We start from the raw sequence: 25645 nt of genomic DNA, 5'->3' as shown, positions 1-25645 counted from the left end.
TCCTCCTTTCTTCTGGGACTGCCGGCTCTCCTTCAGTATAAGAGGTATTCCGGTGGAGTCCTCGGCGGTATCCCTCCCATTATTAGGAAAAAATTACCTATCCTCCGGTGTCTCAACACTTTCAAGCGTCATGCCGAACACATGCATGCAGGGATTGTCCTCAAACGTAATTCGGTTGATCTCCACCGGGCGGTCTAATGTAATCCCGTCATACCAGAGCTTGGGGGATCTGTGAGTAAGAGGGCCATCCAACGTATGTAGGCAGGACGCTTGGATTACACATTCGTTACGAGGGAAAGGAACCTCCGAAATAAAATGGGATAACAGGATCTTCTCCTTCGAGACCTCCTTCTCATCCAGCATCAAATACACATAATCCGCCATATTGGCGTCGCTTGAGGTGCCGAGAAGATGAATCCGGGTCACCCGCTGCCGGGGGAATTGGATAGACTGACCTTCCGTGACGATATTATCGAAAGAATGTCTCTTAAAGAGAACGAACGGTATTTCTTTAAATTCGAAAGGAACGTCAAACGGAAAGGCATCTTCCGGAAAAGAAGCCCTTGCCGAGCTTAAATAACCTTCATGATAGTTATGGCTGCCTGTCGTTCCGCAGTTATTCAAGCAGGACCTCAGATCCAGACATGTAAACATCCGTTGATTCATGTACTCCCTCCAATCTTCATCGCGTTCAAAAGTGAGAAGAGAGATAAGCTTCTTCCCGCTTATCTCTCTTTGTCCGGCTCGCTTAGGCCAATGTTTTCTTAAACACATTGATCGTAAAAGATGGTTCCGCCTCGGCTAATTCAACGATACCCGCGGAAGCGGGCGACTGAGTCCGGGACGCTGTATCCGCTGCGGCAGGTTCGAACTGCGGGGAAGCCGCCACAGACGCGCTTGCGCTTTCAGCGCTTACCGAAGGCTGACTCGCGGCGGCCGCAGCGTGCGCGCTCACGTTCACAGCGGTTCCGGCGGCGGGTGCCGTCAGAATAGCGGTGGCGATTATAAATTTGGACGTCATCTCTTTCATTCGTTTCACCTCCCTTTGCCTGGATAACTACCTCTTCAGTATAGAACAGTAAAGCCCCGCCCTCTCGGCTTTACCGGATGACTTCAATCTGCGAAAATTTCGTTAACCCCGGTTCTCTCCGGTCATAGCCCTGCCTGCAAAAGCAAAAGAGATAAGCGGCGGGCGCTTATCTCTTTTGACGGTCACGCTGGAGTTTTCGTCACAACTGACGGGGTGAAATTGCCGGCTCCGCCGAACTCCGGCAAAATTTCCCGGAGATCCGTCTTCACGTGGGAAATTCCGGTGTGGGTTAATGTGCCGGATGGTGCAGGCTGTACAGCCTGCACACCCTCAACAGCCGGTTGAACCGCCGGCTGGGCCTGAACCGCCACGGTCTGGGCGCTTGCCTGCAGGGCGGTGCCTGCCGCAGGAGCCGCCAGAATAGCGGTGGCGATTATAAATTTAGACGTCATCTCTTTCATTCGTTTCACCTCCCTTTGCCTGGATAACTACCTCTTCAGTATAGAACAGTAAAGCCCCGCCCTCTCGGCTTTACCGGATGACTTCAATCTGCGAAAATTTCGTTAACCCCGGTTCTCTCCGGTCATAGCCCTGCCTGCAAAAGCAAAAGAGATAAGCGGCGGGCGCTTATCTCTTTTGACGGTCACGCTGGAGTTTTCGTCACAACTGACGGGGTGAAATTGCCGGCTCCGCCGAACTCCGGCAAAATTTCCCGGAGATCCGTCTTCACGTGGGAAATTCCGGCTTGGGTTAATGTGCGGGATGGTGCCGCCTGTACAGCCTGCACACCCTCACCGGCCGCTTGAACCGCCGGCTGCGCCGCAACTGCAGCGGTATGAGCGCTTGCCTTCAGAGCTGTTCCTGCCGCCGGCGAAACGAGAATTGCCGTCGCCATCACAAATTTTACTGCTGTCTGATTCATTCTTGTCACTCTCCTTTTCTGTGGGTTCCTTTTAAGTATAGAAGAATACGCGCCGGAATCCTCGGCTTAACAAGGGACTCTTAATCAGCAAAAATTTCGTACAGCAGACGGGTTGCCACGGCGTACAAAGCCATTTGCCGCTCGGGGCTCTCCCTGTGAAGAGGCAGCATCGAAAGGAACAGAAGCGCCTCGATCTTGGCGACATCATGCAGGTGGCCGCCCAGATACCGGTCCCAGTCGCGGAGAAGCCGGAGCTGTCCGTCCGTAAACGGGATTTCCAGCCGGATGTCATTGCCCTCCATATGCAGCGCATAACGGCCGTGAACAATATGCTCGTATCCGTTCAAGCTGTGTCTGATCTTCGCCAGGTCGTACCGCCGGTCGCCGTAGATCCCCGGTATGCCGAAGCTGCCCCGGGGATCTACCAGCTTCACGGTCTGTTTCTCCGGTGCGTAAAGCACATTGGAGAAACAGAGGTCGCCGTGCAGGACCGCGGCGGCCGGATTATCGAGCAGAGAGCGGAAATCTCCAAGGTGGCTTTCGAAAATCCGGAAAGGGCAGAGCACCATCTTTCCGTTCAGCCGGTAATACCCCTGGTTGTAAAACCGTCTGGCCCGCTCGTTGCCGTTCAAAAAAGCCGCCATACGGGTTCGTGTCTTCCCGATGTACATCTCGTACAAACTCGCCGTATCCAGCTCGGCGGGGAAGCCGGCAAACCGGCTGAAGAGCTGATCCAGCCGGGCAAAAACATCCGGCCAGTCTTCCCGATCCAGTCTCCCGCTCATGTACGACTCCGATAAAGTCGGGGCCTGAATATATTCCAGGCACAGATGCACGGGATGTTGCAGCGAGTAGTCTTGAACAACGGGGATATACGTTTGTAATTGTTCCGGAAGGTTCAAGTACCAGTTGATCTCGTCGCGGAGTTTCTTGTCATGGCGGCTCGTTTTGCAGATGGATCGTCCGTCCGGCCCGATCGTGAGCCGGTTGAAATAACGGGCGCGAATCGGCTCCGTTCCCATAAAGCTTTCCCCCTTTCCGCTATCCGCAGGACGGCGCGTCCCGCCTTTGTCCCCGGTAAACCGAAGGGTTTGTCCCGACCAGCCTTTTGAAAACCCGGCCGAAATGCGTTAAATCCCCGTAGCCGACGGCATAGCATACATCCGTAACCGGCACTCCTTTTTGCAGCATGGCCTTTGCCTTCTGAATGCGTTTGTTCATCACATATTCCTTAAAACCGAAGCCGAAATATTCTTTAAACATCCTGGAGTAATGGCACCGGCTGACGAAAATACTCGACGCCACTTTCTCCAGGGACAGGTCGTTTTCGCATAAATTTTGTTCGATAAACTCAAGAGACTGATACAGCAGCGGCGAAATTTCTTGTTTGCCCGGCGAAGCGTCGGACGGCTTGGATAACAGCCCTACCGAATCGAGAAAAGAATAAAACACGAAAAGGTCGCGCTTGTTCACTTTAAGCAGCACCATAATCGGGCTCTGCAGCTGAAGCTCCTCGATCTTCCATTCCTCGGGAAGCGATTCATCGAAAGACAGGAAAACGAACAGCTTGTGAGCTTTTTCCTGCCGGCGGATCGAGCTTGCGACCGCATTAAAATCCGATTCGGCAATGATCGACATATGGGAAAACAACCTCTGTACCCGTTCAAACTCGTCTTCCTTAAGCTGATGGCTGATAATAAGTAGCACGTCCACTGGCACCCATTCCCCCTACACGTAATGGTTTCGGTGCCGTCATGGTATCAAACCGCAAGAAAGAAAGATCAGGTTCCCTTGCAGGACATTAGGATTTTTTTGACTAATATTGAATTATATGAAAAAAATATTTTTCTAAGCGGATTGATAATCGCTCAAAATATCGTATATGTCATGCAGCCCGTGACGAAGAAAGCCCGCGATAGCGGGCAGAGGCCGTTCTTCCTCCCGCATGCGGCGGAAGTGGCGGAGTATCCGCTGGTTATACGGAAACGGCAAACGGGAGGCATTTCTGCATGCCTCCGGCGCCACGAGACGAAACCATTCGTCAAGCTCCTCCAGCTTCTCCGGCGTGAGCGTTCCCCTCAGTACCTCCGACAAGCGATCCAGCTGCCGGGTCAGGTTTTCGGCTGCCGTCCCCATCTCCGTCCCTCCGTTCCATCGCCATCACTTTGAGTCCGGGCTTGAACGCCTTGTCCGCGGCGGACAGGGGAAGCCTGCGGTAATAATCCAGCTCCTCGGGCGTGAGTGTATAGGTCTTGACCTGGCTGTTAACCGGTTCGGAAGAATCCCGTTCCATACGGGAGACGACCGTCCTCTTCTGAATATGAATCGTAGCCATTAGCGTCATCCTCCTTAAGATACGAAAATTTAACCCCGCAGCTGACGGATCAGGAAAAGTGGGTTCAGGTCCTGCGAGGTTCCCGCCGCCAACAGCTCCCGCCAGCTTGCCGAAGCCCCCGGACGGAACACTTCCTTCCGCAGATGCCCCAGCGCTTCTTTGCCGTGCCATACCTTGAAACGGGCCTGAAGCGTATGCTGAAACTGCGAGGCGGCCGCCTCGCCGAGCAGGTAATTGTAATAATAAACCGGCAGCGTCGACAGATGGGCCTTGGCGGCCCAGTACGGATAATCCCACTCGGACGGCCGGGTTATGCCCTGCACGTCTTCCACGAGATCCCACCATAAGCCGTTTAAGGGCTGATCGGGATTTGCGTATAATTGTTTCTCGAACTCCACCAAAGTCAGCGTCCAATACAGCCGAACCAGCGTTTCTTTGCGCAGCTTTTCTTGAGCGGACCCCGCATCGCCACCCGCACCCGGCCCCGGCTCGCCGCCGAAAAGTTCCCGCTTCCATTCCTCATCCCACGCCAGTCTTTCCATCAGCAGGGCGGCGCCTTCGCTCAAGAAAGGATGGGCGGGCTGCCGCAGCAGAAACGGAAGCGAAGGATCCAGCTCCTTCTCGAACAGGGCATGCCCCGATTCATGGAGCAGCACCGCAAGTCCCTTCGTGTCCGGGGACAGGTTGCAGGACATGCGGATATCCCGGCTCCGGTCCAGATTCAGGCAGCAGTTCGCCTGGCTTTTGCCCGGACGCTCCGCCAGATCCGCCCCGCGGATAACGGCGCTCAGATCGCATCCGCGTTCCCGCAGCCACCCGGACACCTTGTCCGCCATTTCATCCGTGCCCGCCCCAAGCGGCTCCTCCATCGCAAAGTGCGTCTGGAAAAACGGATGCGTGTAATGCCAGGAACGGACCTCGCTCCTAGCGATGTGAAACCGGTCGGCCAATTCCAGGTCGATCCCGCCTTTCACTTCCCGGTAGGCGGAATCCAGGCCGCCGCGGATTTGCCGGATCAGCTCCGTCAGCGTATCGAGCCCGACTCCCGCGTTCTCCAGCTTCATCGCGAAGTAATCGTCATAGCCGAGCCGCCTGGCAGCCCGGTTGCGGAGCTTGACCAGCTCCAGCAGCTTGGGGGCGGTTAGCCCGCCCAGCCGCATGCCCGCCTGCCAGATCTGCTTGCGCTGCCGGCCGTCGCTCACCCTGCGCATCAGGACATGCGCCGCATGCTCCGACAGCAGGGCGCCGCCCGCTTCCGCGCGGAACGTGCCGATCGTGTAATGCAGATCGTTCCACAAGGAAGCGGCGGCCTGCCTTTCGTTCGCCTCCATCCGGTACTCCGCCAGTTCAGCCTTCAATACTTGAAGCTGGCGCTTCTGCTCTGCGGACAGCCCCCGGCGGTTCAGCCAATATTCCGCCTGCCCGCCCAGAACCGGAGAGGCAAGCGCCTCCTGATAAGCCTTCTCATCTTGCTCGCACTGCTTGACGTAGCGGAATTCGCCTGTCGTGATCACTTTCCAGAGCGAATTCATCATCGGGACGTATAAGCCGGCCAGCTCGCGGTTCGCTTCCCTCAAAAAAGAGCCGGCCCCGGTCTGAAAACGTTCTTGTGACAATCGTCCTTCCCCCGTTTCCGTTTGATTCATGACTTGAAATTGAGAATGCGGACGTATTCGTCGGAAGCGTTTTTCCCCGCACTGCCGAGCATGCCCGTAGAAGCCAGGTTTTCGAGCTGTACGCGGCTGATTCTGCCCATCATAAAATCATAGAAAGCTCCTACGACCGGGTGAGGATGCTTGCGGAAAAACGTGTCGTGGCTCTGGCGGATAAAATCCGCATAAGAGAGTCCCTTCCGCGGATGCGCCAGATGCACGTTCACCGCTTCCCGGCAGTAAGCGAAGGGCACCTGCCGGCGGTGGGCCCGGTAGCCGAGCTCCAGGTGCTCGAAGCCCCATTCCCGGAACGTATCGTCGAAGCCCCCCAAATCCCGGAACAGCTCCAGAGGGAGGGACATATTCCCGCTCAGGGCGGCGATCCACGGAACGGGCGAAAGGGTCGTCCCGCTGTCGTTAAACAGCCGGTAAACGAGCCGGCAGTACTGCGGAACGCGGTCATATTTCTGCTCCCCGTAGCGAGCCAGCACCAGCTCCCGGTTCTGCTCCGCATCCGGAACGTAGAGCTCACGGACCTGCCCGACCACAAAGTGGCTGCCGTGCTTCCGGCGGGCTTGCGCATGCGCTTCGATGAACCCCGGCCTCGGTATCCGGTCGGCATCGCAGAACAGGACGCATCCTTCGTCCAGCAGCTTCGCTCCGGCATTACGGGCGGCTGCCCTGCCGCTGCGGGGGATGCGCACGTAAGTGAGATTCAGCCGCTCCCTGTAAGCTTCCGCAACCGCATGGACCGGCTCTTCGGACCCGTCGTCCACAACGATAACCGGACAGCGGTTATAAGGGGCCGGCTGCCGGGTTAACCCGTGCAGAGTCAGGGATAAGGCGTAGGCTTGATTGTAAACCGGAATAACCACATTCATTTTCGTCATAAAACACCACCTCCGGACCTGTCGGCCCAATTGAAACAAGCGCTTTGCCGCATTATAAAACGCTTTCCCTGCCGGCCGCTCGGCTTTTTATTCCGGGGGGATGCCGATAAAAACCGATCGTTTGTTCGTAAATTAAGATAGTATAAGGGCATCAGTAACAGCCGAGGGAGGACTGCTTTCGGAATGAATGAGGACAGAAAAAAAACCGTCAATTCGGTTTATATCGACGCTTCTGCGGAAGAGATCTGGTGGTATGTGGCGACAGCGGAAGGCTGGAAACATTTTTTGAGCGACATCGCCACCTATTCGGGGGCACAGCCTGAAATCGCCCGGGGGGATGAGCTCACCCTCGTAATCGGAGAATTAACGAACCGCGCCGTTTGCGCCGAATGCGTGAAACCGGATCTCATCCGGTTCGACGAGCACTACACGTCCATTTTTCCGGACGGTTCCCGCTGGGAATACAGCTTAAAGACTTCGTTCATTTTCGAGCCAATCGGCAGCGGTCCTTGTACCAAGGTCACCGTTACTGTGGAGGGCTACACGGAGGATGAAATGCTGCAGTGGGTCAGGGAATGCGGGGAAACAGGCTGGAGACAATCTCTTTTTCATCTGAAAAATACAATCGAGCTCGGTCTGGATCTGCGCAACTCGATTTTTAATTATCCCCGTCTGGGGGTCATGAATTATACGGCCACCCCCGCACAGCTGGAAGAGCAGGGGCTTGCCGGTGCTGGCATACGGGGGAACTTCATCGGGACCGTGTATCCGAACAGTCCCGCCCACCGGGCCGGTTTACGAAGCGGGATCATCGTGACGAGCCTCGGAGGAATGCCGGTTCCGACGTATAACGATTTTGTCAAAGCGCTCTCCCGCTTTTACGGAACCGGCAAGCCCGCCGACATCGTTTTCTACGAACGCGGGGAACGGTGTGCGGTGACGGCACATTTAACCTACGATGACCGGTTTACCGGCATGATCGATCCCAACGAAATTTCACTGGACGAGATCAGCATACGGCGGCGGGAGCTTTCTGCCGTTGAGGAGCGGGAATAAGCAAAGGGCAGCATACGGCGAAAGCCGTGTACTGCCCTTTTTTTTTACAGAGGGGCTCCCATTATGACTCCAGACTGACTATGGCTGCAAGGGAGCGGCAAATTGTTCCGTCCGTATACACTCCCCTAACATTCGGCTCGTACAATAGAGAAAGACCAGCCGCTTCTCCACCAAACGAGTAAGGAGTCCCTACACGATGCCGTTCAACAAAACAAGACCAACCTCCCTGTTCCTTGCGACGCTGATCAGTTTTCTCGTCATTATAGGATTGTTTGCCGCGTTCGACCTGGCGGCCTTCGCTTATTTCAAAACCAAATATCACGGCGAAATTATCGCTCATAACCAGTCCATGCTTAAAAATACGGCCGAAAAATACAGCACCCATTTTTCCCGGATCAAAACGCTTCTTTTCAATACCTATAACGATCCCGGCGTGGTTGCTTTCAACCGGCATTTGCAAGGCGCGACGGAAGAAGAACTCCGTTATCTGGAGGCGAAAAGCATCGTTGCCCGGCTCCGCTCGGATACGGCGAATCCGCATTTGTTTCTCGACAATCTCGTGGTATATTTTCTGCCCCATGGCGTCACGCTCGATAAGGACGGCAGCAGCGGTGCCGAAGACCAGTACAACCGGCTGTACAAAAGCGCCGCTTATCCGCTCGGCTTCTGGGAAAACCGCCTGAAATCGGCGGATTCGTTCTCTCTGCTGCCCGCGGCCGATTTCAAGACCGTCTGGAATTCGCCTGCCGAGAAGAAGCTGCTGCCCGTCAGTTTTCATCTGAGCGGTGGCGGTTACCTCGTTACGGCTTATCTCGACGTGGATAAAACGCAGCGCGATTTTCTAGGCGAAGGCGGAGACGGGCGCCTGTTTTATGTGCTGAACGGCGATGGAAGCGTTCTTTTCGGCACAGGCCAAGAGGGTAAGCCGCCCGTGCTTCCCGCGTTTGAAGACGAACGCGGAACCGCCGAGGCGGACGGAATGGTTTATTTCCGCCACAAAGGAGACGACGGGCTGACTTACATCACCGGCGTCTCCAATGCCAGCATGGCCTCCCAGCTCCGTAAGCTGAACGGGACGCTGCTGGCGATTTTCCTCCTGTCGCTCGGCATCGCCCTTGCGGTTTCCCTGCTGAGCAGCCGCCGCATCAACCGGCCCGTGAAACAGCTGGTTTCCGCATTTATGAGCGGGAGCGGCGGCGGGGAGCCCAGCGCGATCCGGGAATTCGCGTTCATTCAGGAGAAGATCGCCGATCTTCTCAGGGAAAAGACCGAAATCCGCAGCGAGCTCCGCAGCCGGCAGTCGCTTCTTACGAAGTACAGCTACATTAACAAGCTGAGAAGCATTCATACGGATATTCACGAGTGGCAGGATTTTATCGCCAGCGACGAAAGCTTCCAGATTATCGTCTATGAACTCCGGTTCCGCCAGGCCAAACCGGCAGAGGAACCCGTCCCGCACGAGCGGCTTGCGTCTTATTACCGCGAGCATCTCGATGTGCTTCTGAGAGAACACTGTCCCGGATCGCACACGTTCCAGATGGAGAAGAACCAGATCCTGACGGTCATCAGCGGCGCAGCCTCGCCGGACACGCTTCAGGCCATGCTCGCGGACATCCGTCATCTGTTCGATTCCGATAAGGAACAGTGCCTGGCGGCCGTGGCGGTCAGCTCGCGGTTCGAGCACGCTTCCCAGTTCAACGATGCCTACCGGCAGGCGCTGGAAAGAGCGGGCCAGGCTACCCTTGCGGAGGAAACGCAGGTCATTCTGGAAACGCGCTCGGGCCTGCAGGCTTGCGCGCTGAGCCCCGCCCGGGAGCAGGAGCTGAACGCCTGCCTTCAGGCCGGGGACGACAAGGGCGCCCTGGAGCTGATCGGCCGCCAGCTTGCCGAAATGCGCGAGTCCGGGGCCGGCGTCGTCCAGTACAGGCAGCTTGCGGAGTCCATCGCGGCCAAGATCTGGAAGCTTATGGATATCTACAAAATCGCGCAGGACGCTGCCTGGCCCGTCAAACCGCTTATGCGGCGGCTCAAGGAGTGCTGCACCTTCGAAGACTATATCGAGGGCTACCGGGAGCTGTTCTTCTCCGCGGCCTCGCTCATTTACGAGAAGAAAGATACGGAAGATCCCGTGATCCGCTTCGTTATGGACACGCTCCGGGACGGCTACGGGGACGAGCTCTCCCTCGAAAATCTTGCGGACCGCCTCCGGATGTCGAGCGCTTATTTATCGGTCTACATCAAAGAAAAAACGGGCGCGAATTTCAGCGACCATCTGAACGCCATCCGGGTTTCCAAAGCGCAGGAGCTGCTGAGCGGAACTCAGCTTAACATTGTGGAAGTCGGTCTGCGCATCGGCTACCGGAACATCACGTCGTTCAACCGCATGTTCAAAAAGTGGACGGGGCAGACGCCGGGCGAATACCGCAGAGCCGCCAAGCTGAACGCCGCAGAATAAAAAAAAGCGCCCCTTGGAGGCGCTTTTTGCGTATGCGATTGCGGCTTGCCGCTGCGACTGCGTTCGGCTTTGCGACTGCCATGGTGACTTGCGATTACATTGGGGTTTGCCGGCGCAATTGCGCTTACGTTCGTGACAGTGAATACGCTCTTGCCTTGACATCGCAAGCCGCGTTCGTCCCTTGCGATTTCGCGCTTGCCATCGCGAGGTGCATTCGTGCCCTTGCGATGGCGTTCATCGCTCACGCGCTCCGATCAATATCCCTCAATCTGAAGGGCTTCCGTCAGCTTCTCCGCCGCTTCACGCGTGCGTTCGAAAGCCTCGGTCGCTTCATGATCCGCCACGTTGGCCGCTTTGATGGCTTCCAAAGCCTTCAGCGTAGCTTCCGCGGCTTTCGATGCGGCCTCGCGGCTGGCATGGATCAGCTTCGATAAGGAGCCGGATTCCGTGTTCTCCCTCACGATTTCCGCCATAAGAGCGGCATGTTCAGCCGCGGCGGTAGCTTCGAAACCTATCCGAACCGCTGTTTGCCGGAGTTCGTAGGCCCGGCTGTTTGCCCTGTTCGAAATTTCCCTGGCTTCATTCATCAATTCGACATAAGCGGCAATCTTTTCATTTAAGGTCATCCGGTCCCACTCCTAAGGGTGAAGTATAAGCTTATACTCCTTCTATAATAAGCTATTTAGGGGCCGGTTCAAACTCCGGCCCGCAGCACCGCTCTCCTCCCGGTAATTCCGCTTTCTCCCGTACCGCTTGCATCCTCTCCAAAACAAAAAAAGGACAAGCCCATGCTTGTCCTTTTTCTATTCTTTTCCGCCATGCTCTGTCCGGCCGGGTTCCCGGGGCTCTTTCGGAATCAGCTCGAAGATTTTACCGGTTTCCATCGCCTCGATCAGCCTCAGCAGCCACTTGTAATAATCCATGGCGTGAGCGATTTTGGCTTCGTCCGCTTCCAGCACGGCCTGAAGCTCCGGGCTTCCCTCATATTCTTCCTTCATATTCCGCAGCTCGACGAGCGATTTGTTGAGGGCGTTCATATTCCCCTCCACCGCTTTACGCCATTTAATGGAGAAAAAATCGCTGAAATTCTGGTACCAGTCCGGTTCCACCTCGTACAGGTCTTTGCGTGTGCCTTTTCCCCATACCTTATCGATCATTTTCAAATCCATCAGCGTCCGGACGCCGGTGCTCATGGATGTCTTGCTCATCCCCATCGTTTTGCTGAGTTCATCCAGTGTGACGGGGCCGTTATTGAAATACATATAACCATATAAGTGCCCGATGGACAAGGTGATGCCGTATAAATCCATATTTTTCCCGATGGAATCAATAACCCGTTCACGGTTCTTTTGAATTTTCTGGCTCTGCTCTGTCGTAAAGCCGCTGAGATCGTTCATGGTTTCCCTCCTGAGGAACAAGCTGCTGCTTCTCAACCTCTAAATTGTATTGTAATCAAAGTCCCCTCGATAAGTAAAGAAAACACGAAAGAAGGAATACGGCGTTATACGGAGTATACTTAACGTATCGTACGTAAAGTTAAAACTGTACAAACATTTATAAGCTTATACGGACTTTGACGGTCAAAAAAGAATGCCGTTACACTGAAACAAGTCAGCAAGCCAGTCAAAAGACCCAGGAAAGGAGGTCCACATGCCTATCATTGAGGTAAAACAACTTACCAAAGTATTCGGATCGGACCCCAAGAGAGCTTTGACCCTGCTGGATCAAGGCCGCACCAAAGAACAGATTTTGAAAGAACACAGACTGACCGTGGGGGTCAATAAGGCGGAATTTTCGATTGAGCAAGGAGAAATCTTCGTCATTATGGGACTGTCGGGAAGCGGCAAATCGACGCTCGTCCGTCTGTTAAACCGGCTCATCGAGCCGACGGGAGGCCAGGTTCTTTTTAACGGAACCGATGTGCTTAAAATGAACCCGGAGCAGCTCCGTCAATTCAGACGGAAAAATATCGGAATGGTTTTTCAGAAATTCGCTCTTTTCCCGCACCGGACCGTACTTGAAAATGCGGAATACGGACTTGAAATTCAGGGTGTCGAACGTAAAAAAAGAACCGAAATGGCACGCACCGCTCTGAAGTCGGTCGGACTCGAAGGCTGGGAAGACAGCCGTCCGGACCAGCTCAGCGGCGGTATGCAGCAGCGCGTCGGCCTCGCCCGCGTGCTGGCCAACGACCCCGAAATCCTGCTTATGGACGAAGCGTTCAGCGCGCTGGACCCGCTTATCCGCAAGGATATGCAGCTCGAACTGCTGGAGCTCCAGTCCAGATTAAAGAAAACGATCGTCTTCATTACACATGATCTGGATGAAGCGCTGCGCATCGGAGACCGGATCGCCCTTATGAAAGACGGCACTATCGTCCAGATCGGCACGCCTGAGGAAATTCTCATTCAGCCGGCCAACAAGTATGTGGAGCGCTTCGTCGAAGACGTGGATTTGTCCAAAGTCCTTACGGCGGCCCATGTGATGAAAAAGCCGGAAACGATCTCCCTCGAAAGAGGACCGCGGGTAGCCCTTCAGCTTATGCGCGACAGCGGCGTGTCCAGCTTGTACCTGACGAGCAAAGGGATGAAGCTTCTCGGAATCGTCACTGCGGAGGACGCCCTCCAGGCTCTCAAGGAAGGCAAATCGCTGGAGCAGGTCATGCAGCGTTCTATTCCGACTGTTTCACCCGGAACACTTCTGAACGACCTGTTCGAAATGATGTCCGAAACCCGGCTTCCCGTTGCAGTCGTCGACGAGGAAGACCGGCTGAAAGGCATCGTCATTAAAGGAGCGGTACTTTCGGCCCTGGCCGGAAATGCGGAACCGGAAGCGGGTGTTGCGCGATGAACCTGCCTAAACTTCCGCTCGGCCGCTGGATCGAATTCCTCGAAAGCTGGCTCACCGATCATTTCGGACCGCTCTTCGGCGCCATCAAAGCGGTTATCGCCGCTATGGTCGGCTCCATCGAGACCGCTCTGACCGTGCTTCCCGCGCTCGTTCTGATCATTCTGATCACGGCGCTTGCCTACTGGATCGGCCGCTGGCGGATCGCGCTTTTCGCGTTTATCGGCCTGCTGCTGATCGACAACCTGGGCTTCTGGGAGCTGTCCATGCAGTCGCTTGCGCTCGTCCTGACGGCGTCCATCCTGTCCATCGTGATCGGGGTGCCGATCGGGATTCTCTGCGCGCGTCATACGCTGCTGCAAAATATCGTAACACCGGTGCTCGACTTCATGCAGACGATGCCCGCCTTCGTCTACCTGCTTCCCGCCGTGTCGTTCTTCTCTCTCGGCGTCGTGCCGGGCGTAATCGCTTCGATCATTTTCGCGATTCCGCCTACGATCCGCCTGACCAACCTCGGTATCCGGCAGGTGCCGGAAGAGCTGGTAGAGGCGGCCGACGCCTTCGGCTCGACACCCGCCCAGAAGCTGGTCAAGCTGCAGCTTCCCATCGCGATGCCGACCATCATGGCCGGCGTGAACCAGACTATCATGCTGTCCCTGTCCATGGTCGTCATCTCGTCGATGATCGGCGCGCAGGGCGTCGGCGCTTACGTTTATCGTGCCGTCACGCAGGCCAAGACCGGCGTCGGCTTCGAAGCCGGTATCGCCATCGTCATTATGGCTATCCTGCTGGACCGTTTGACCCAGAATGTGTTTAAAAAGAAAAAATCGAAATAAGGGGTGTTCTCGTTATTTTTAAAAAGTGGAGTTTGTTGTTGTCCGTCGTTCTCGCCGTTGCACTCGTCGCCGGTTGTTCAACCGGAGGCGCCAAAGGCAAATCCGTCAAGCTCGCGTACGTAGCCTGGGATTCGGAAATTGCCAGCACGAACGTCGTCAAGTACGTCCTGGAGAGCAAACTGGGCTACAAAGTCGAAATGCTTCAGGTGGACGCCGGGCCGATGTGGGCCGGTATCGCCGACGGAAGCGCGGATGCCATGGTAGCCGCCTGGCTGCCCGGCACTCACGCCTCCTACCTGGAGAAATACAAATCCAGCGTGGAGGATCTCGGTGCGAACCTGAAAGGCACGAAGACGGGACTCGCCGTTCCCGCTTATATGAAGATCGACTCGATCGAGGATCTCAAGAAAGCAGATGTCAGCGCGTCGCTGAACAACCAGATCATCGGGATCGAACCCGGAGCGGGCATTATGATGTCCACGGAAAAAGCGGTCGCCGACTACGGCCTCTCCGGCTACAAGCTCGTTGAAAGCTCTTCGGCCGCCATGGCGCAGGAGCTGCAAAAGGCGTATAAAGAGCAGAAGCCGGTCGTCGTTACCGGCTGGACGCCGCACTGGATGTTCGCCAAGATGGAGCTGAAATATTTGGCAGATCCCAAAGGCGTCTACGGCGGCGAAGAAGAGATCCGCACCCTTGCCCGCAAAGGGTTGAAAGAAGATCAGCCGAACGCCTACAAGTTCCTGGACCAGTTCGAATGGACCCCGGACGACATGGCCAAGGTGATGGTCGCTATCCAGGAAGGCAAATCGCCGGAAGATGCGGCCAAGGAATGGGCCGACGCGAACGCCGACAAAGTGAACGCCTGGATCAAGGGCATCGAATAAAACCGCGATTCCAAGGAGGCGATCCATGTGCTGCCCCCGGCAAAGCCTTATAAAACCAGCCTGTATCTGAGCTGTGCCTGGAATGACAGGTCGGCCTGCCGCGGACTGGCCGCGCTGCTGCAAACCTGCCGCGGACGCGGTTTACGCTTCGATACGTTTCTGCTGCCGGAAGATCATCCGGCGGTGGACGCGGATAACGAGCGGTCCCTCTACGAGGCTGTACGCGGCAAGATGAAGTTCTGCCAGGCCGTGCTTATTCCGGCTGATGCGCCTTCCGCCTACAGCAAATGGATCAACAAAGAAATCATCGCGGCCACAAGCGAAATGAACAAGCCGCTTATAGCCGTCCGGACCCCGGATTCGGGAGCGCCTTCCCTGATCGTGAAGCAGAACGCCGACCGGATTGTCGGCTGGGACGCGGAAGCGGTCGCGCAGGCGATCCTGGAACTGTCCGCGCCATAAGCCCGCATGCCGAACCCCACTGTCCTTCCGGACAGTGGGGTTTTTGTTAGTCACTTTTTCGGGCATGATGCGTGTATACCGTGAGGAGAATATATATGGAGGGGTACCCGTTTGAGCTCATTTATCAAGCCCGGTTTCCGTCCTTTACCCGATACGTTTTCTCTGCTCGACTTTGTGGCATGCTGACTTTAGGAGGACAGCAGGTTTTTCCGAAATGAAGCACGGGGTACCTGGCGCCTCCATCCCCACTTGAATATCCGGTTTGCAAATTGGCAGAGCATAGCCAGGCCCGGCATGAATTCGCTGGCTTGACGGCAAGGAGTACCGAGGCACAGCGTCGAATACAAAGAAAAAAAATGAACAGGGGTGTTCCAGAATGACAAACCGCACACTAAACCCTAAAGTCGAGGAATTTTTAAGGGAGTCCAAAAGGTGGAAAGAAGAATATGAGAAGCTGAGAAGCATCGTTCTTGACTGCGGGCTCCAAGAAGATTTTAAGTGGATGCACCCTTGTTACACGTTTCAGAATAAAAATATCGTTCTCATACATGGGTTTAAAGACTACTGCGCGCTTCTGTTTCACAAAGGCTCCTTGTTAAAAGATCCCTATGGTATTCTCATCCAACAAACCGAGAACGTACAGGCGGGGCGCCAGATCAGGTTCGCCAATGTGCAGGAAATCGCCGAGCTGGAACCCGTCTTGAAAGCTTATATTCATGAAGCCGTCGAGGTCGAAAAAGCCGGGTTGGAAGTGAATTTCAAAAAGACTGACGAATATGTCATCCCCGAAGAACTTCAAACCACATTCGATGAAACCCCCGCCTTGAAAACCGCTTTTGAAGCCTTGACGCCGGGACGTCAAAGAGCCTACATTTTTTATTTTTCCCAGCCCAAACAATCCAAAACCCGCGTGTCAAGAATCGAGAAATACAGGCAGCAAATACTCGATGGAAAAGGATTAAACGATTAGTGCCGGCTCACTATAGCTTACATAAAAAAAGCGGCCCTCCGAACCGGATGAGGCCGCCTTCTGGCGATAGACGATGGCTCTTTTTTATTCGTACCGGTTAAAAAGACCTGCCTGCCGCACCGGGCTTCTACCTCGTTCCGGCAGGAGGACCCAAGGGCACAGCGTTCGATTTCACGGTGTAGCGGACGGGCTCGCTCAGGCGGCCCAGCTTGTTTTTCGCCGTAATCTCAATCGGATTGTCTCCCGGGATCAGCTGAACCTGCTGGGAAACGCTGCCGGTGCCGGCAAGCTGCCCGTTAATATAAATTTCCGGGCTCGGATCGTTGCCGTCCTCCGCTTTAGCCGTCACGGTGACTTTGGCCGCTTTCACCGTCAATGGCGGCTGCTCCGCTTTCAGCAGGGGGCGCGGCACAAGGGTCACCTTTTTGCTCACGGTTTCGGAGTCTTTGCCGGACTTGCTTACCGCCTTGAATACAAGGGGATTCTCCCCTTCGTTCAGTTTCAGGTCGATGCTCCCGTTCTCGATAATCTTATCGTTGACATACAGCTTTGTATTTTTATCGGGCTCCTTCAGCGAGGCTTTGACCGTCACCGTCTCGCTGCCGGTTTTCTCCTGAAGATCTCCCACGATAACGACCGGAGTCGGAGCCATCCAATCCGACACCGGCTTCCACAGCACGGCGATGATGGCGATGAACAGAACGAGAAAAAGGGAACCTCTGAGCACGATTTTCCGTTTATTTTTCGCCCAGATCCGGGCCCATTTGCCCGACTGCCGCAATTTCACGCTTTCGAACAAAGCCGCGAATGAAGGATTGCCGGTTTCCAGCAGCTTCCGGGATAGAGCCTTGTTGCGGAAAGCCTGCGGAGCGTGAACATCGAACGCGCGGCTGAGTGCCGCCTTGTAATGCGGATGAACGGCGCCCTTCCCGTCCTGGAAACGGATGTCCTCCGCGGACCAGGCGGCGAAATCCGTAAACGTGTCCGTTCCCTGCCCGGCCGAGGCCACAAAGTTCAACAGCCGTTCGTAATCGTAGCCGGGCTGCTGATCCGGACTTCCGCCGGTACCCGGTTTATGGAAAGCCGTTACCAGCTGTCCGAAGCGGGCGGGTGTGACCTCGTTTTGCATCAGCTTCTGAAGAAGAAGCTGCGCCCGGTCCAAATCGACGGGGTCCAGACGGGCCATAACATCTTCCGCTTCGGACTGTTTCTTCCCGTCCAGCGTCAGCACCTTGTACGCCGCCTGCAAGACGCGGAGAACCCCCTCCTGATCGCGCGACGCGTGACCTTTCAGGTCCGGATTGACCGGATCGAGCAGAAAGCCCAGCCCTTGGATATCTTCGATGCCGAGGCCGCTGGGCTTCAAGTCGTCCACCAGCTCCAGATGCACGGCAAGCTTCATCCACCGGCTGAACTGCCTCACGCCGTGCCGCTTCTCTCCGGCCGAATTTTGTCTCAACTGTTCAAAATACTCGGTTAACGTCCGGGCCAGAGCGACTTTCTTCCTGAGATCCGTCCGCATAAGCTTGCGCAGCGGATCGTAAGCTTCCCGGGAGAACAGTTCTTCTCCCATCAGCGCTTCGCTGTGCGACTGCCAGAAGCCGACCTCGCCGGTAAAAGCCTGCACCGACTTGATCCGCTTCATCCGGTAGCGGATGTAGCCTTCGCCTAATGCGGGGCGGCTCTTCATCAGCCCGTCGAATACAGCGGCGAAAGCAGCCGGATGGGCGGCCAGCAGATCGAGCAGCGGGGCGGCGCTCTCGACGCCGTCGCCCGCGGCCGAATCGGCGGCACGGGAAACGAAGATGCCGAGGCAGCGTACGATCAGCGCCTTCACCTGCGGCTCGGCAAACTTCTCGTAGCCCAGCACGGCTTCCACGTAATCCGCCCCGGCTGTACGTTCCCGGTCCGACGCCTCGCGGGTGAGAAGACCGACGAACAGCTCCTTCAGGCGCGGCTTGCGTGGGGACGATTCGGTCGTAAGGAACGACAAAATCCCGTTCATGGCTGCAGCCCGGTCCCGTTCGTACAGCTCCGTGCGGCCTTGTTCGATCTCATACAGGACGCACAGCCGGGAATAGGCTGCGGCGCTTACTACAGTCTGGGTATCCAGCCCCGAGACCGCTTCGTCGCAGAAGTCGAAATACTTCCGGAGCTCCGCCGGATCATTGCGGTGAGTCCACACATAATCCAGATACGCGTGATCTTCGGCAGGCAGCTCCGTGTTCAGAAAGCGGCCGCCGGCGAAATCGAAAATATAATCTTTCTCGATTTTGCGGTCGGGCAGGCGGATGCTCCCCTTCTCCGTGAACACGACGTGCAGATGCTGCTTCGCTTCCGGCTCGCTGTTGAAGGTCATGAAGCCGAGCTGGCGGCGTACCGCGTAAGGAAGACTGCGGTACACGATTTCCAGCAGGCGCTTGGCGTAAATGGCGCTTTCGGAGATGTCCGTGTTCAGGGAAATGAACACTTTCTTCTTATTCGCCACGGACGACAGCACCGCGAAGACGAGCTGACGGAACAGCTCCCGGTCGATTCCGAGCGTCCCCAGCAGCTTGTCTCCTTCGCCGGCGCGGACTTCCTCCTCGAACGGAATATCCTCCAGCTCGGGAATGTCCTTGCCGGACCGGATGTCGTAGCGGCTCTGGAAGCCGCGGATTCCGAAAATGCGGCGCGGTTCGCGGATGAACGCCTCTTTGCGCTCCTTCGGAACCACATACTGGTGCGTGAAGGAAGCGCTGCGCTGTCCCGTGAAGTCCGTCGCCACGTAGATGCTGCGGCCGATCACGAAATCCCCGTTCTCCGCATGGTAAGCGACGACCGACTCGGGATACAGCCCGGAGTTCTCTTCCCCGCGCTCCAGAAGCTCCTGCGGCGCCTTATAGACGCAGTAAGGATGCAGCGAAGATTTGATAAAGGAATTGTCCAGCCCCGGCGACTTCGCGACCGTATCGAATCCTTCGCTTGTGCGGAAGACACCCTCGCGGTCCCGCGTAAACAGCTGCTGTTGAATGTTTTTCCGCATCACGCATCTCTCCTCGCGATATAGCCCAGCTTGTGCAGCAGCCAGATGAACGGCTCGTCGACCCGGGTCGGATTAATGACGCCGGAGATCTGCTTGTTCACGGGATTGGTGCCCAGCGCGGAAACCGCGAAGTAAGCCGTATTCGAAAAATACACATCGACCGCGTCCTTGAACGGACGGTCTACCTTTTCTATAAAACGGCCGATTTCGCCGTTAATGTTCTCAAATTCGGATGCGTCGAGATAGCCCTGGTGGATGACATTGCGGAATACGTTGCTGTTCGGCTGGATGTACTCGCTGTCTTCCTCTTTCAAATACTGGAGCATATCGCTCTTCGTCAGGACGATCGCCGTCGGAATGTCTGTCTTGGAGTTGCTCTGGTGGGCGATAAAATTCTCGAACAGCGAAATGACCACTTCGCGCGGTTCGTCGTACCGGTTGGCGAATTCACCCTGCTCTCCGCCGACATTGATCTGGATTTTGTCCCGGATGCTCCGGATTTGCAGAGGATCGACGAGAAACAGAATCCCCGACGAATTTTTGATATGAGACGCATAAATATCGAGATATTCCCTTTGAACCATACCCTCGCCCGCCACGTCGAAAAAGACGATCGTCAGCGGAGCCTCGCGCTCATCCTTGAATACGAACTGGAATATAAAAGGCTCCTGCTGCTCGTTCGGGTTGGTCGATTGCAGCATGCTGCCCCGTTCGAAGATCGGCTCGTGGTAATGCTGCCGGAATTTACGGGAAATTTCCGCGCTCAGCGGCATGCAGGCGGCGTTAAAATTCGAAGCCGTCGTATGCTGGAGCGTATGGATCAGCGAGGTCATATAGACGGATTTGCCGACCTGCGAAGCGCCCACGATCGAAATAATGTTGCTCGGCACCTTACCGGCCGAAATCGGCAGCTCGTTGTGACAGTACGGGCACAAGCGCCGCCGGGTCGTCTCCCCGTAACGGTCCGTTACGGCGACAAGCACATTCTGTACATACGTCTTGTACGAGTCGGGAATCGTCGAGGGCAGAATAACCGCCTCCATATCCACCTCGGACAGATTGAACTTGCGCCTCCAGCTGTTCAGGCGCGGGTCCTCCTGGAGCATGAAATCATCGTCGTTGTCCTTGATATGACTGGCCCGGAACACAACGTCGTCGGGCTCGAATTTATTGAAACAATACGGGCAGACGATGCTGTAATAAGGCGGCCGCTCTTTCTCGGGCGGCTTTTTTTCGAAAAGACTTTTCAGATACCCTAGCATGTGCGCCTCTCCTCATTCCTGGATTAGTTCATAAACATCCCCGTAACGGGAATCGGTAAAAAAAAGCCGGAGAAAATCGTGCTTGCCGATTTCGATCTCCGGGAGCGTCTGCGTACCCGCCTCGAAATCCCGGCGGAAAGGATAAGCGGTGCCGTCCTGCCGGCCCGCCGGATGGCCGCCTTCCTTTTTCACGTAACAGAGCGCTTCCTGCGGTACCGGAATTTCGCAAAACAGTTGAATTTTCGCGGACTTGTATTTGCCGAACAACCGGCCTCCGTATTTAACCGAATACCGGATTCTGGCTTTGCCCGCGCTGACCCGGATGGCGTTGTCCGTGCCGCTCTGGCGGTAAGGAGTTACGCGGCCTTCTTTCATGCCGCACGGGAAAATGCGGTACCCCCGCATTCCGATATACTCCATGCGCTCGCGGTACCCGCCGGCCGCCTTGTACTCTTCCCGCGTATACAGCTTCAGCTGATGCGGAGCCAACTGCTCGGGCGGCTGTTCGCTTCCGCTTTCGAAGCCGTACACGTAGACAGCGCCGATTTCTTTCGGCCACTGCCACGTCAGCAGGCACTCGCCTTCACGCGCCGGCTGCGAAGCCAGCTTCGTGATCCGGTTCTCTTCGTTGATTTCTTCCCATTGCATGCCAATCGCCTCACTTGATCACTAGCCTACTTGTATAATTGCCGTGCGCCGGCGCTGCCGTTTTCCCGTCTCCAGAAGCCCGATCGCCGATTTACGCCTCGCCCTGGCTGCCAGCAGCCTCGTTCATGCCTGCAGGCGGCTCGTTCAGCGGAACTTCTTGCTGGCCGGTGCGCTGTTTTTTCTGCCGTAGCTTCCCTCTTCGAGCCGGGCCCGCTGATAATTTTTGCGCAGACCCGTATGAGAATCGTTCGTGCTGACCGGGACGATCAGAGCCCCCAGCGACAAGACGAAGGCAAGCACGATGTCCGCCACCGCCCGGTAAAAGAACGGAATGTTCGTTCCGGGCATTCCGGTTTCCAGCACAAGTCCGGCCAGGAGGCCCGCAAGCGTCCCCCCGATGGCGAAGCTGAGCGCTAGATGGCGGTTGTCAAAGATGATGCCCAGCGCAAGACCGATCAGCGTACCGATCAGCAGAATAAAGGCCACCCGCAGAAATGCGTGGAACCCGTCGGAAGCGGCGGCGCCGAGACGTTCGCCCGCCAGATGCCACGGCTGCTGGGCCGTATAGATCTGCTCGAACGCGTCCGTGATGCGGTCCGCGCTCTTCACGTCGTGGAAAGAGCCGCCCGTTTCCTCCGCGATGCGCCGGAGCAGCTGGATGCCTTCCGTCTGGGAATCGTCGATACCGACCGTATGGACGCCGATCCCCGCCTTAACGAACGTAGCCAGCACCTCGGCCGTATTCACATCGCTGTAGCCGTCCGAGATCAGAATAACGGAAGAGGAACTGTCGGCCGCCCCGTCCTTCTTCAACTGCTCCATGACGGTCGACAAAGCCCGGCCGATATCCGTCTGGCCCGTCGGCTCCCCGATTTTGTCCAGCCTTCCGCGGACTTCTTCCCGGCCGGAACCGGCAAGCTTCGTAAGCGGCGAGATAAGCTGCGTTTCCTCATTAAACGTAAACACTGCCGCGCTGTTTTTGCCGTCCATCCGGCCGATCAGAGACTTGGCCGCCTGGAGGCTCTGCTTCTGCGGATCGTTCTGCGACATGCTGTCCGATTTATCGATGACCAGCACATAATTTTGCGGCGCCTTCTTCGTGCCGAGCACCTGAAAGCCGTATAAAACCTGGAACAACGCCCCCGCTATAAACAGCATCACGAGCGTGGCCGGGACGAGAAACTTCCAGCCGTCGCCCGCATAACGCAGACGCCAGTTTTTTCCGTTCAGCTGCGGCGAGATCATCTCCGCCACGAGGCAGAACAGGCCCACAAACAAGGCCAGCTGCCCGAAATAGACCCCCATCAGCACCGTTTCATGCCAAATTCCTTCCCAGCGGCTCAAAATAAATTCGCCGACGATAAATCCGACGAATCCTCCGATTACGCTGAATAAGGTCAGCAGCGGACTCCATTTTCTCTGTTTCACAGGTCTCCCCCTCATTTCTTTATTGCCCTACGAGCAGAGTGCCGTCACCTAGCCGGCCTTTATGAAAGTTTCGTGCTGTCCGTTCCCGTTTCGGGCAGTTCCATGCTGTGAAAACGATAGCCGTTCTCGGTGTATGTTTCGTAATAGCGCCTGCCGTTCCGGTACACCATAAGATCCTCCAGCCTGAAGCCGCCCATGAGCCGGAGCTTTTCGATCCCGCCCGGTTTCTTCTCATGCACGCAGCCGAGCTTGTACGTCCGGCTTCCGCCGTCAACCGCAAACGCATATTGGATAAATTCACTGCGCGAATCGCCGAAAAAGTATTTTTCTTCATGGCGGTTGCGGTGGGTGGAATGATACACGTCGATCCGGACCGCGGCTTCGTTTTCAAGCGTCGTATACAGATCGCGGAAAAGGTCTTCCTTCGAAAGCACATCCCGGTTGTCGTAGCTGGCGGCCACGTTGGCCCGCTCCAGCAGCTCCGCTTCGAACGTCTGATGGAAAAGGGGATGAACGAGCACGTCCCGGCGGGCCGCGGCCATCAGTTTCCGAAGCCACTGAGCGGCATCCCGGTCGATTTCAACGGAGACGTTCCCCAGGAATCGTTCGTCGAAATAAAACCGGCTCTCTCTCCGCCCTTCCATCTCCGTCAAAATCTGCTTCACCACGTGCTCGTAATACTCGTTGATATTGCGGCCCAGATAGTCGCTTGCCGCCGTGATGCCGCTGCGGCTCGTATCGCGCAGCAGCTTCTCCAGGCTGTCCATCTGCCGGACCGCCGCGGCCGCCCGCTCTCTCAGCTCCTCGAGCTTGTCGAGGTACGCCGCCATGAGCTTCTGCTTCAGCTCCAGAACGAGCAGGTCGCGCCTTAATCCGTACGCTTCATCCAGCAGGTGACGGATCAGGTTCTTTACCGAGGCTTTGTCGGATTTCCAGCCGAACAGCGAGCCTTTGCCTATCGGCTGCCGGTCCACCCGCTCGCCGTAAAAGCTCTCCAGCTCGCCGCGAAGCTGCTCGGCCCGGTTTCCCGCGTCCCTCAGCTGCTGCCTCAGTTCGCCCAGCAGGCTGCGGTTTACGGCGCCGCCTTCCTCCGCAAGCCAGCCGTGCAGAGCGTAGTACCCGTAAGCGGGATCGTCTACGACGCGCTCCTTCAGGGTGCGCTCCAGCCTCTTGGCGAAGCCGCGTTCCGCGAAAGCCGCCTCCGCCCTCTGCCGGACGTTCATGTCGAAAAACCGGCGGGCACTGTCCTGAAATAGCGCAAGCTCCGCCTCTTTCAAAGACATGGACTTCAGCTCCCCGTAGGAAACCGGGTCGTGCATGAGCCCGTACATCTCCTCCACGGCCTGCTCGCGTCCGGGTACGACCGATTCGATCTCGCGATCCCACAACTGGGGTTCCATCGAGATCAGATCGGGCAGGAGGCGGGCGCCCCCCTGGACGTTATCCTCCATCTTCTCCCGCACATGGCGGAAAAGATGATAGAGGACAGTCAGGGCGATCGCCGAATTCGGACGGCTGACTCTGGAATACCCGGCCGATACGTAACCGACGCCTTCTTCTCCGGGCGGGGCTATATTTTGCTTGAAATGCTGATGGTTGTATGTGCCCTGCTTGGAGGAGTCGCCTTCGTTCTCCGCTTTGATATGCCGGTATTTCAGCAAATTCAGCGAGCTGATCGTTTCGTAGCTGCCTTTCATCCCGCTCTCGGTAAAAATGCCCCGCTCATCCTTGTCGCTCAAGAGATAGACGGTGTCGAAAAGCGGAGAAGGGCCGTGCTGAGCGGGAAGGGTAATCCCTTCGCCCGTCACTTGAAGCGGGCTTGAGAAGGTATAGTCTCTGCTCTGCAGCACGTCCAGCTCCCTGAGGAAGCTGAAGCTCATCGAAGCGCGGAGAGCGAATTCCTCCCCGACCTGCTTCTCTTCGAGCAGCCCGTACAGGTCGACGATGACGGAGCGGAAGTGCTCTCCGAAGATCGTCTCCATCAGGGCGGTCAGCTCCGGCAGCAGCACGTTGCACGGGTCGTCGAGTCTGGTGACGACCGCAATGTTCAGCCTCTGGAGATTCGAATACAGCCTGCCGAATTCGGAAATCCGGCTGTTCATTCTGCGCAGCAGCACGTTCAGCTCCAGCAGCTTTTCCCGGTCGGACCGGAAGGTGTCGTGGAGGTCAGGCCTTGCCGTGCGCGGGTTTTTCCCCGGGACAGGCAGCGTCCAGGTGTAGATATTGCCGGCTTCGGGGCCGCCGGAATCATCCCGGTGCGGCTTTCCGCTGCGGGGCTGGTCCCCGTAATCCGGGGCGGCCTGCCCGGAACGTTCCGTCACCGGCGGGACAGCCTGTGGCCAATCCTCGCGGGTCGCGGCCTTATGATCCGTTTGCCGGTTGCCGGACACTTCCCGGGGCCGCTCCGTTCCGACATGGAGATAAACAACCCCCGTGCTGTTGTTCCACCTGCGGTTGTTGATTTCCGTCATGGTCTGCAGGGCTTCCGCCGACGTATCGCCCAGGAACAGAAAAACGAGCGGATGGTGAATGCTGCGCTGCTCATCTCCGTCCAAACCCGTGCTGTCCGTTTCCGCGGCATATTCGTTTGCGAACGCCACCAATTTCTCCCGCATGGTTTCCTCACTCCTATCCTTAGGGCGTCAGGGCAGAGAAGGACGGTTCGTGTGAACACGCCGTCCCGCCTGCATCCTTTTGTCCGCGGAAAAACCGCGTAAGTTCTGCGTGATTACTGCGTATTTCTTACGGCACTTCGCCGCACTTCACAGTTCTTCGCAACTCTTCGTAGTTCTTCGTAGTTCTTCGTAGTTCTTCGTAGTTCTTCGTAGTTCTTCGTAGTACTTCGCAATTCTTCGTAGTTCTTCGTAGTTCTTCGTAGTTCTTCGTAGTTCTTCGTAGTTCTTCACTGTACTTCACGGTACATTACTGTACTTCGCGGCACTC

At 56.4% G+C, this 25645-nt stretch carries 23 protein-coding genes; 7 read left to right on the top strand and 16 right to left on the bottom strand.

The window, feature by feature from the left end; all coding sequences use genetic code 11:
- Nucleotides 1-93 precede the first annotated feature (93 nt).
- From C4S74_RS06130 to C4S74_RS06090, 9 genes are all read right to left on the bottom strand, one after another.
- Complete coding sequence (locus C4S74_RS06130; protein WP_103994471.1) at nucleotides 94-666, bottom strand: hypothetical protein; 573 nt, start codon at nucleotides 664-666, stop codon at nucleotides 94-96.
- Nucleotides 667-748: 82 nt separating this feature from the next.
- Nucleotides 749-1030, bottom strand: a complete 282-nt coding sequence (locus C4S74_RS06125; protein ID WP_103994470.1) for a hypothetical protein — start codon at nucleotides 1028-1030, stop codon at nucleotides 749-751.
- A gap of 182 nt (nucleotides 1031-1212) precedes the next feature.
- The gene (locus tag C4S74_RS06120) at nucleotides 1213-1491 is read right to left on the bottom strand and encodes a hypothetical protein (protein WP_103994469.1); all 279 of its coding nucleotides are present in this window, start codon (nucleotides 1489-1491) and stop codon (nucleotides 1213-1215) included.
- Nucleotides 1492-1673: 182 nt separating this feature from the next.
- Nucleotides 1674-1952 carry a hypothetical protein gene (locus tag C4S74_RS06115; protein ID WP_103994468.1) on the bottom strand — a complete coding sequence of 93 codons (279 nt, stop codon included), beginning with the start codon at nucleotides 1950-1952 and terminating at the stop codon, nucleotides 1674-1676.
- Between the two features lie 80 nt (nucleotides 1953-2032).
- Nucleotides 2033-2974, bottom strand: a complete 942-nt coding sequence (locus C4S74_RS06110; protein WP_103994467.1) for a hypothetical protein — start codon at nucleotides 2972-2974, stop codon at nucleotides 2033-2035.
- 19 nt (nucleotides 2975-2993) lie between these two features.
- Nucleotides 2994-3665, bottom strand: a complete 672-nt coding sequence (locus C4S74_RS06105; RefSeq protein ID WP_258042405.1) for a helix-turn-helix transcriptional regulator — start codon at nucleotides 3663-3665, stop codon at nucleotides 2994-2996.
- A gap of 328 nt (nucleotides 3666-3993) precedes the next feature.
- Entirely contained in the window at nucleotides 3994-4287 is a 294-nt protein-coding gene (locus C4S74_RS06100; RefSeq protein WP_103994465.1) for a hypothetical protein, read from the bottom strand.
- 29 nt (nucleotides 4288-4316) lie between these two features.
- Nucleotides 4317-5903 (bottom strand): M2 family metallopeptidase, encoded by a 1587-nt coding sequence (locus tag C4S74_RS06095; RefSeq protein ID WP_258042404.1) that lies wholly within the window; start codon nucleotides 5901-5903, stop codon nucleotides 4317-4319.
- 26 nt (nucleotides 5904-5929) lie between these two features.
- Entirely contained in the window at nucleotides 5930-6829 is a 900-nt protein-coding gene (locus C4S74_RS06090) for a glycosyltransferase family 2 protein (protein WP_103994463.1), read from the bottom strand.
- A gap of 183 nt (nucleotides 6830-7012) precedes the next feature.
- Here C4S74_RS06090 and C4S74_RS06085 point away from each other — a divergent pair, with 183 nt between their 5' ends.
- Together C4S74_RS06085 and C4S74_RS06080 are read left to right on the top strand one after the other, a co-directional pair.
- Nucleotides 7013-7885, top strand: a complete 873-nt coding sequence (locus C4S74_RS06085; protein ID WP_103994462.1) for a PDZ domain-containing protein — start codon at nucleotides 7013-7015, stop codon at nucleotides 7883-7885.
- A gap of 196 nt (nucleotides 7886-8081) precedes the next feature.
- Nucleotides 8082-10340 (top strand): AraC family transcriptional regulator, encoded by a 2259-nt coding sequence (locus C4S74_RS06080; RefSeq protein WP_103994461.1) that lies wholly within the window; start codon nucleotides 8082-8084, stop codon nucleotides 10338-10340.
- A gap of 254 nt (nucleotides 10341-10594) precedes the next feature.
- On the opposite strand, the gene C4S74_RS06075 is transcribed toward C4S74_RS06080, so the two are convergent.
- Nucleotides 10595-10966 (bottom strand): hypothetical protein, encoded by a 372-nt coding sequence (locus tag C4S74_RS06075; protein WP_103994460.1) that lies wholly within the window; start codon nucleotides 10964-10966, stop codon nucleotides 10595-10597.
- 177 nt (nucleotides 10967-11143) lie between these two features.
- Complete coding sequence (locus C4S74_RS06070; protein WP_103994459.1) at nucleotides 11144-11737, bottom strand: GbsR/MarR family transcriptional regulator; 594 nt, start codon at nucleotides 11735-11737, stop codon at nucleotides 11144-11146.
- A gap of 253 nt (nucleotides 11738-11990) precedes the next feature.
- Between C4S74_RS06070 and C4S74_RS06065 the strand changes: the two genes are divergently transcribed.
- The 5 genes from C4S74_RS06065 to C4S74_RS06045 all read left to right on the top strand — a co-directional run bounded on the left by C4S74_RS06065 (nucleotide 11991) and on the right by C4S74_RS06045 (nucleotide 16339).
- Entirely contained in the window at nucleotides 11991-13190 is a 1200-nt protein-coding gene (locus tag C4S74_RS06065; protein WP_103994458.1) for a glycine betaine/L-proline ABC transporter ATP-binding protein, read from the top strand.
- Complete coding sequence (locus C4S74_RS06060; protein ID WP_103994457.1) at nucleotides 13187-14023, top strand: proline/glycine betaine ABC transporter permease; 837 nt, start codon at nucleotides 13187-13189, stop codon at nucleotides 14021-14023. Before C4S74_RS06065 ends, C4S74_RS06060 begins: the two co-directional genes overlap by 4 nt.
- 38 nt (nucleotides 14024-14061) lie before the next feature.
- The gene (locus tag C4S74_RS06055) at nucleotides 14062-14907 is read left to right on the top strand and encodes a glycine betaine ABC transporter substrate-binding protein (RefSeq protein ID WP_258042402.1); all 846 of its coding nucleotides are present in this window, start codon (nucleotides 14062-14064) and stop codon (nucleotides 14905-14907) included.
- A gap of 27 nt (nucleotides 14908-14934) precedes the next feature.
- Nucleotides 14935-15369 carry a TIR domain-containing protein gene (locus C4S74_RS06050; RefSeq protein WP_103994455.1) on the top strand — a complete coding sequence of 145 codons (435 nt, stop codon included), beginning with the start codon at nucleotides 14935-14937 and terminating at the stop codon, nucleotides 15367-15369.
- A gap of 376 nt (nucleotides 15370-15745) precedes the next feature.
- A complete protein-coding gene (locus tag C4S74_RS06045; protein ID WP_103994454.1) occupies nucleotides 15746-16339 on the top strand; it encodes a YdeI family protein in 594 nt (197 codons plus the stop codon).
- A gap of 127 nt (nucleotides 16340-16466) precedes the next feature.
- On the opposite strand, the gene C4S74_RS06040 is transcribed toward C4S74_RS06045, so the two are convergent.
- From C4S74_RS06040 to C4S74_RS06020, 5 genes are all read right to left on the bottom strand, one after another.
- Nucleotides 16467-19364 (bottom strand): cadherin-like beta sandwich domain-containing protein, encoded by a 2898-nt coding sequence (locus tag C4S74_RS06040; protein ID WP_103994453.1) that lies wholly within the window; start codon nucleotides 19362-19364, stop codon nucleotides 16467-16469.
- A complete protein-coding gene (locus C4S74_RS06035; protein ID WP_103994452.1) occupies nucleotides 19364-20626 on the bottom strand; it encodes a hypothetical protein in 1263 nt (420 codons plus the stop codon). The genes C4S74_RS06040 and C4S74_RS06035 overlap by 1 nt, the downstream gene beginning before the upstream one ends.
- A 12-nt stretch (nucleotides 20627-20638) precedes the next feature.
- The gene (locus C4S74_RS06030) at nucleotides 20639-21274 is read right to left on the bottom strand and encodes a hypothetical protein (RefSeq protein WP_103994451.1); all 636 of its coding nucleotides are present in this window, start codon (nucleotides 21272-21274) and stop codon (nucleotides 20639-20641) included.
- A 144-nt stretch (nucleotides 21275-21418) separates the two neighbouring features.
- Nucleotides 21419-22702, bottom strand: a complete 1284-nt coding sequence (locus tag C4S74_RS06025; RefSeq protein ID WP_103994450.1) for a VWA domain-containing protein — start codon at nucleotides 22700-22702, stop codon at nucleotides 21419-21421.
- A 59-nt stretch (nucleotides 22703-22761) separates the two neighbouring features.
- A complete protein-coding gene (locus C4S74_RS06020) occupies nucleotides 22762-25317 on the bottom strand; it encodes a hypothetical protein (protein WP_103994449.1) in 2556 nt (851 codons plus the stop codon).
- Between the last annotated feature and the right edge of the window lie 328 nt (nucleotides 25318-25645).

Origin of the sequence: Paenibacillus sp. UNC499MF (assembly GCF_900107975.1) — a bacterium.
Taxonomy (GTDB): domain Bacteria; phylum Bacillota; class Bacilli; order Paenibacillales; family NBRC-103111; genus Paenibacillus_F.
The sequence above is the reverse complement of the archived record's forward strand: the minus strand, read 5'-3'. Positions and strand labels throughout refer to the sequence as shown.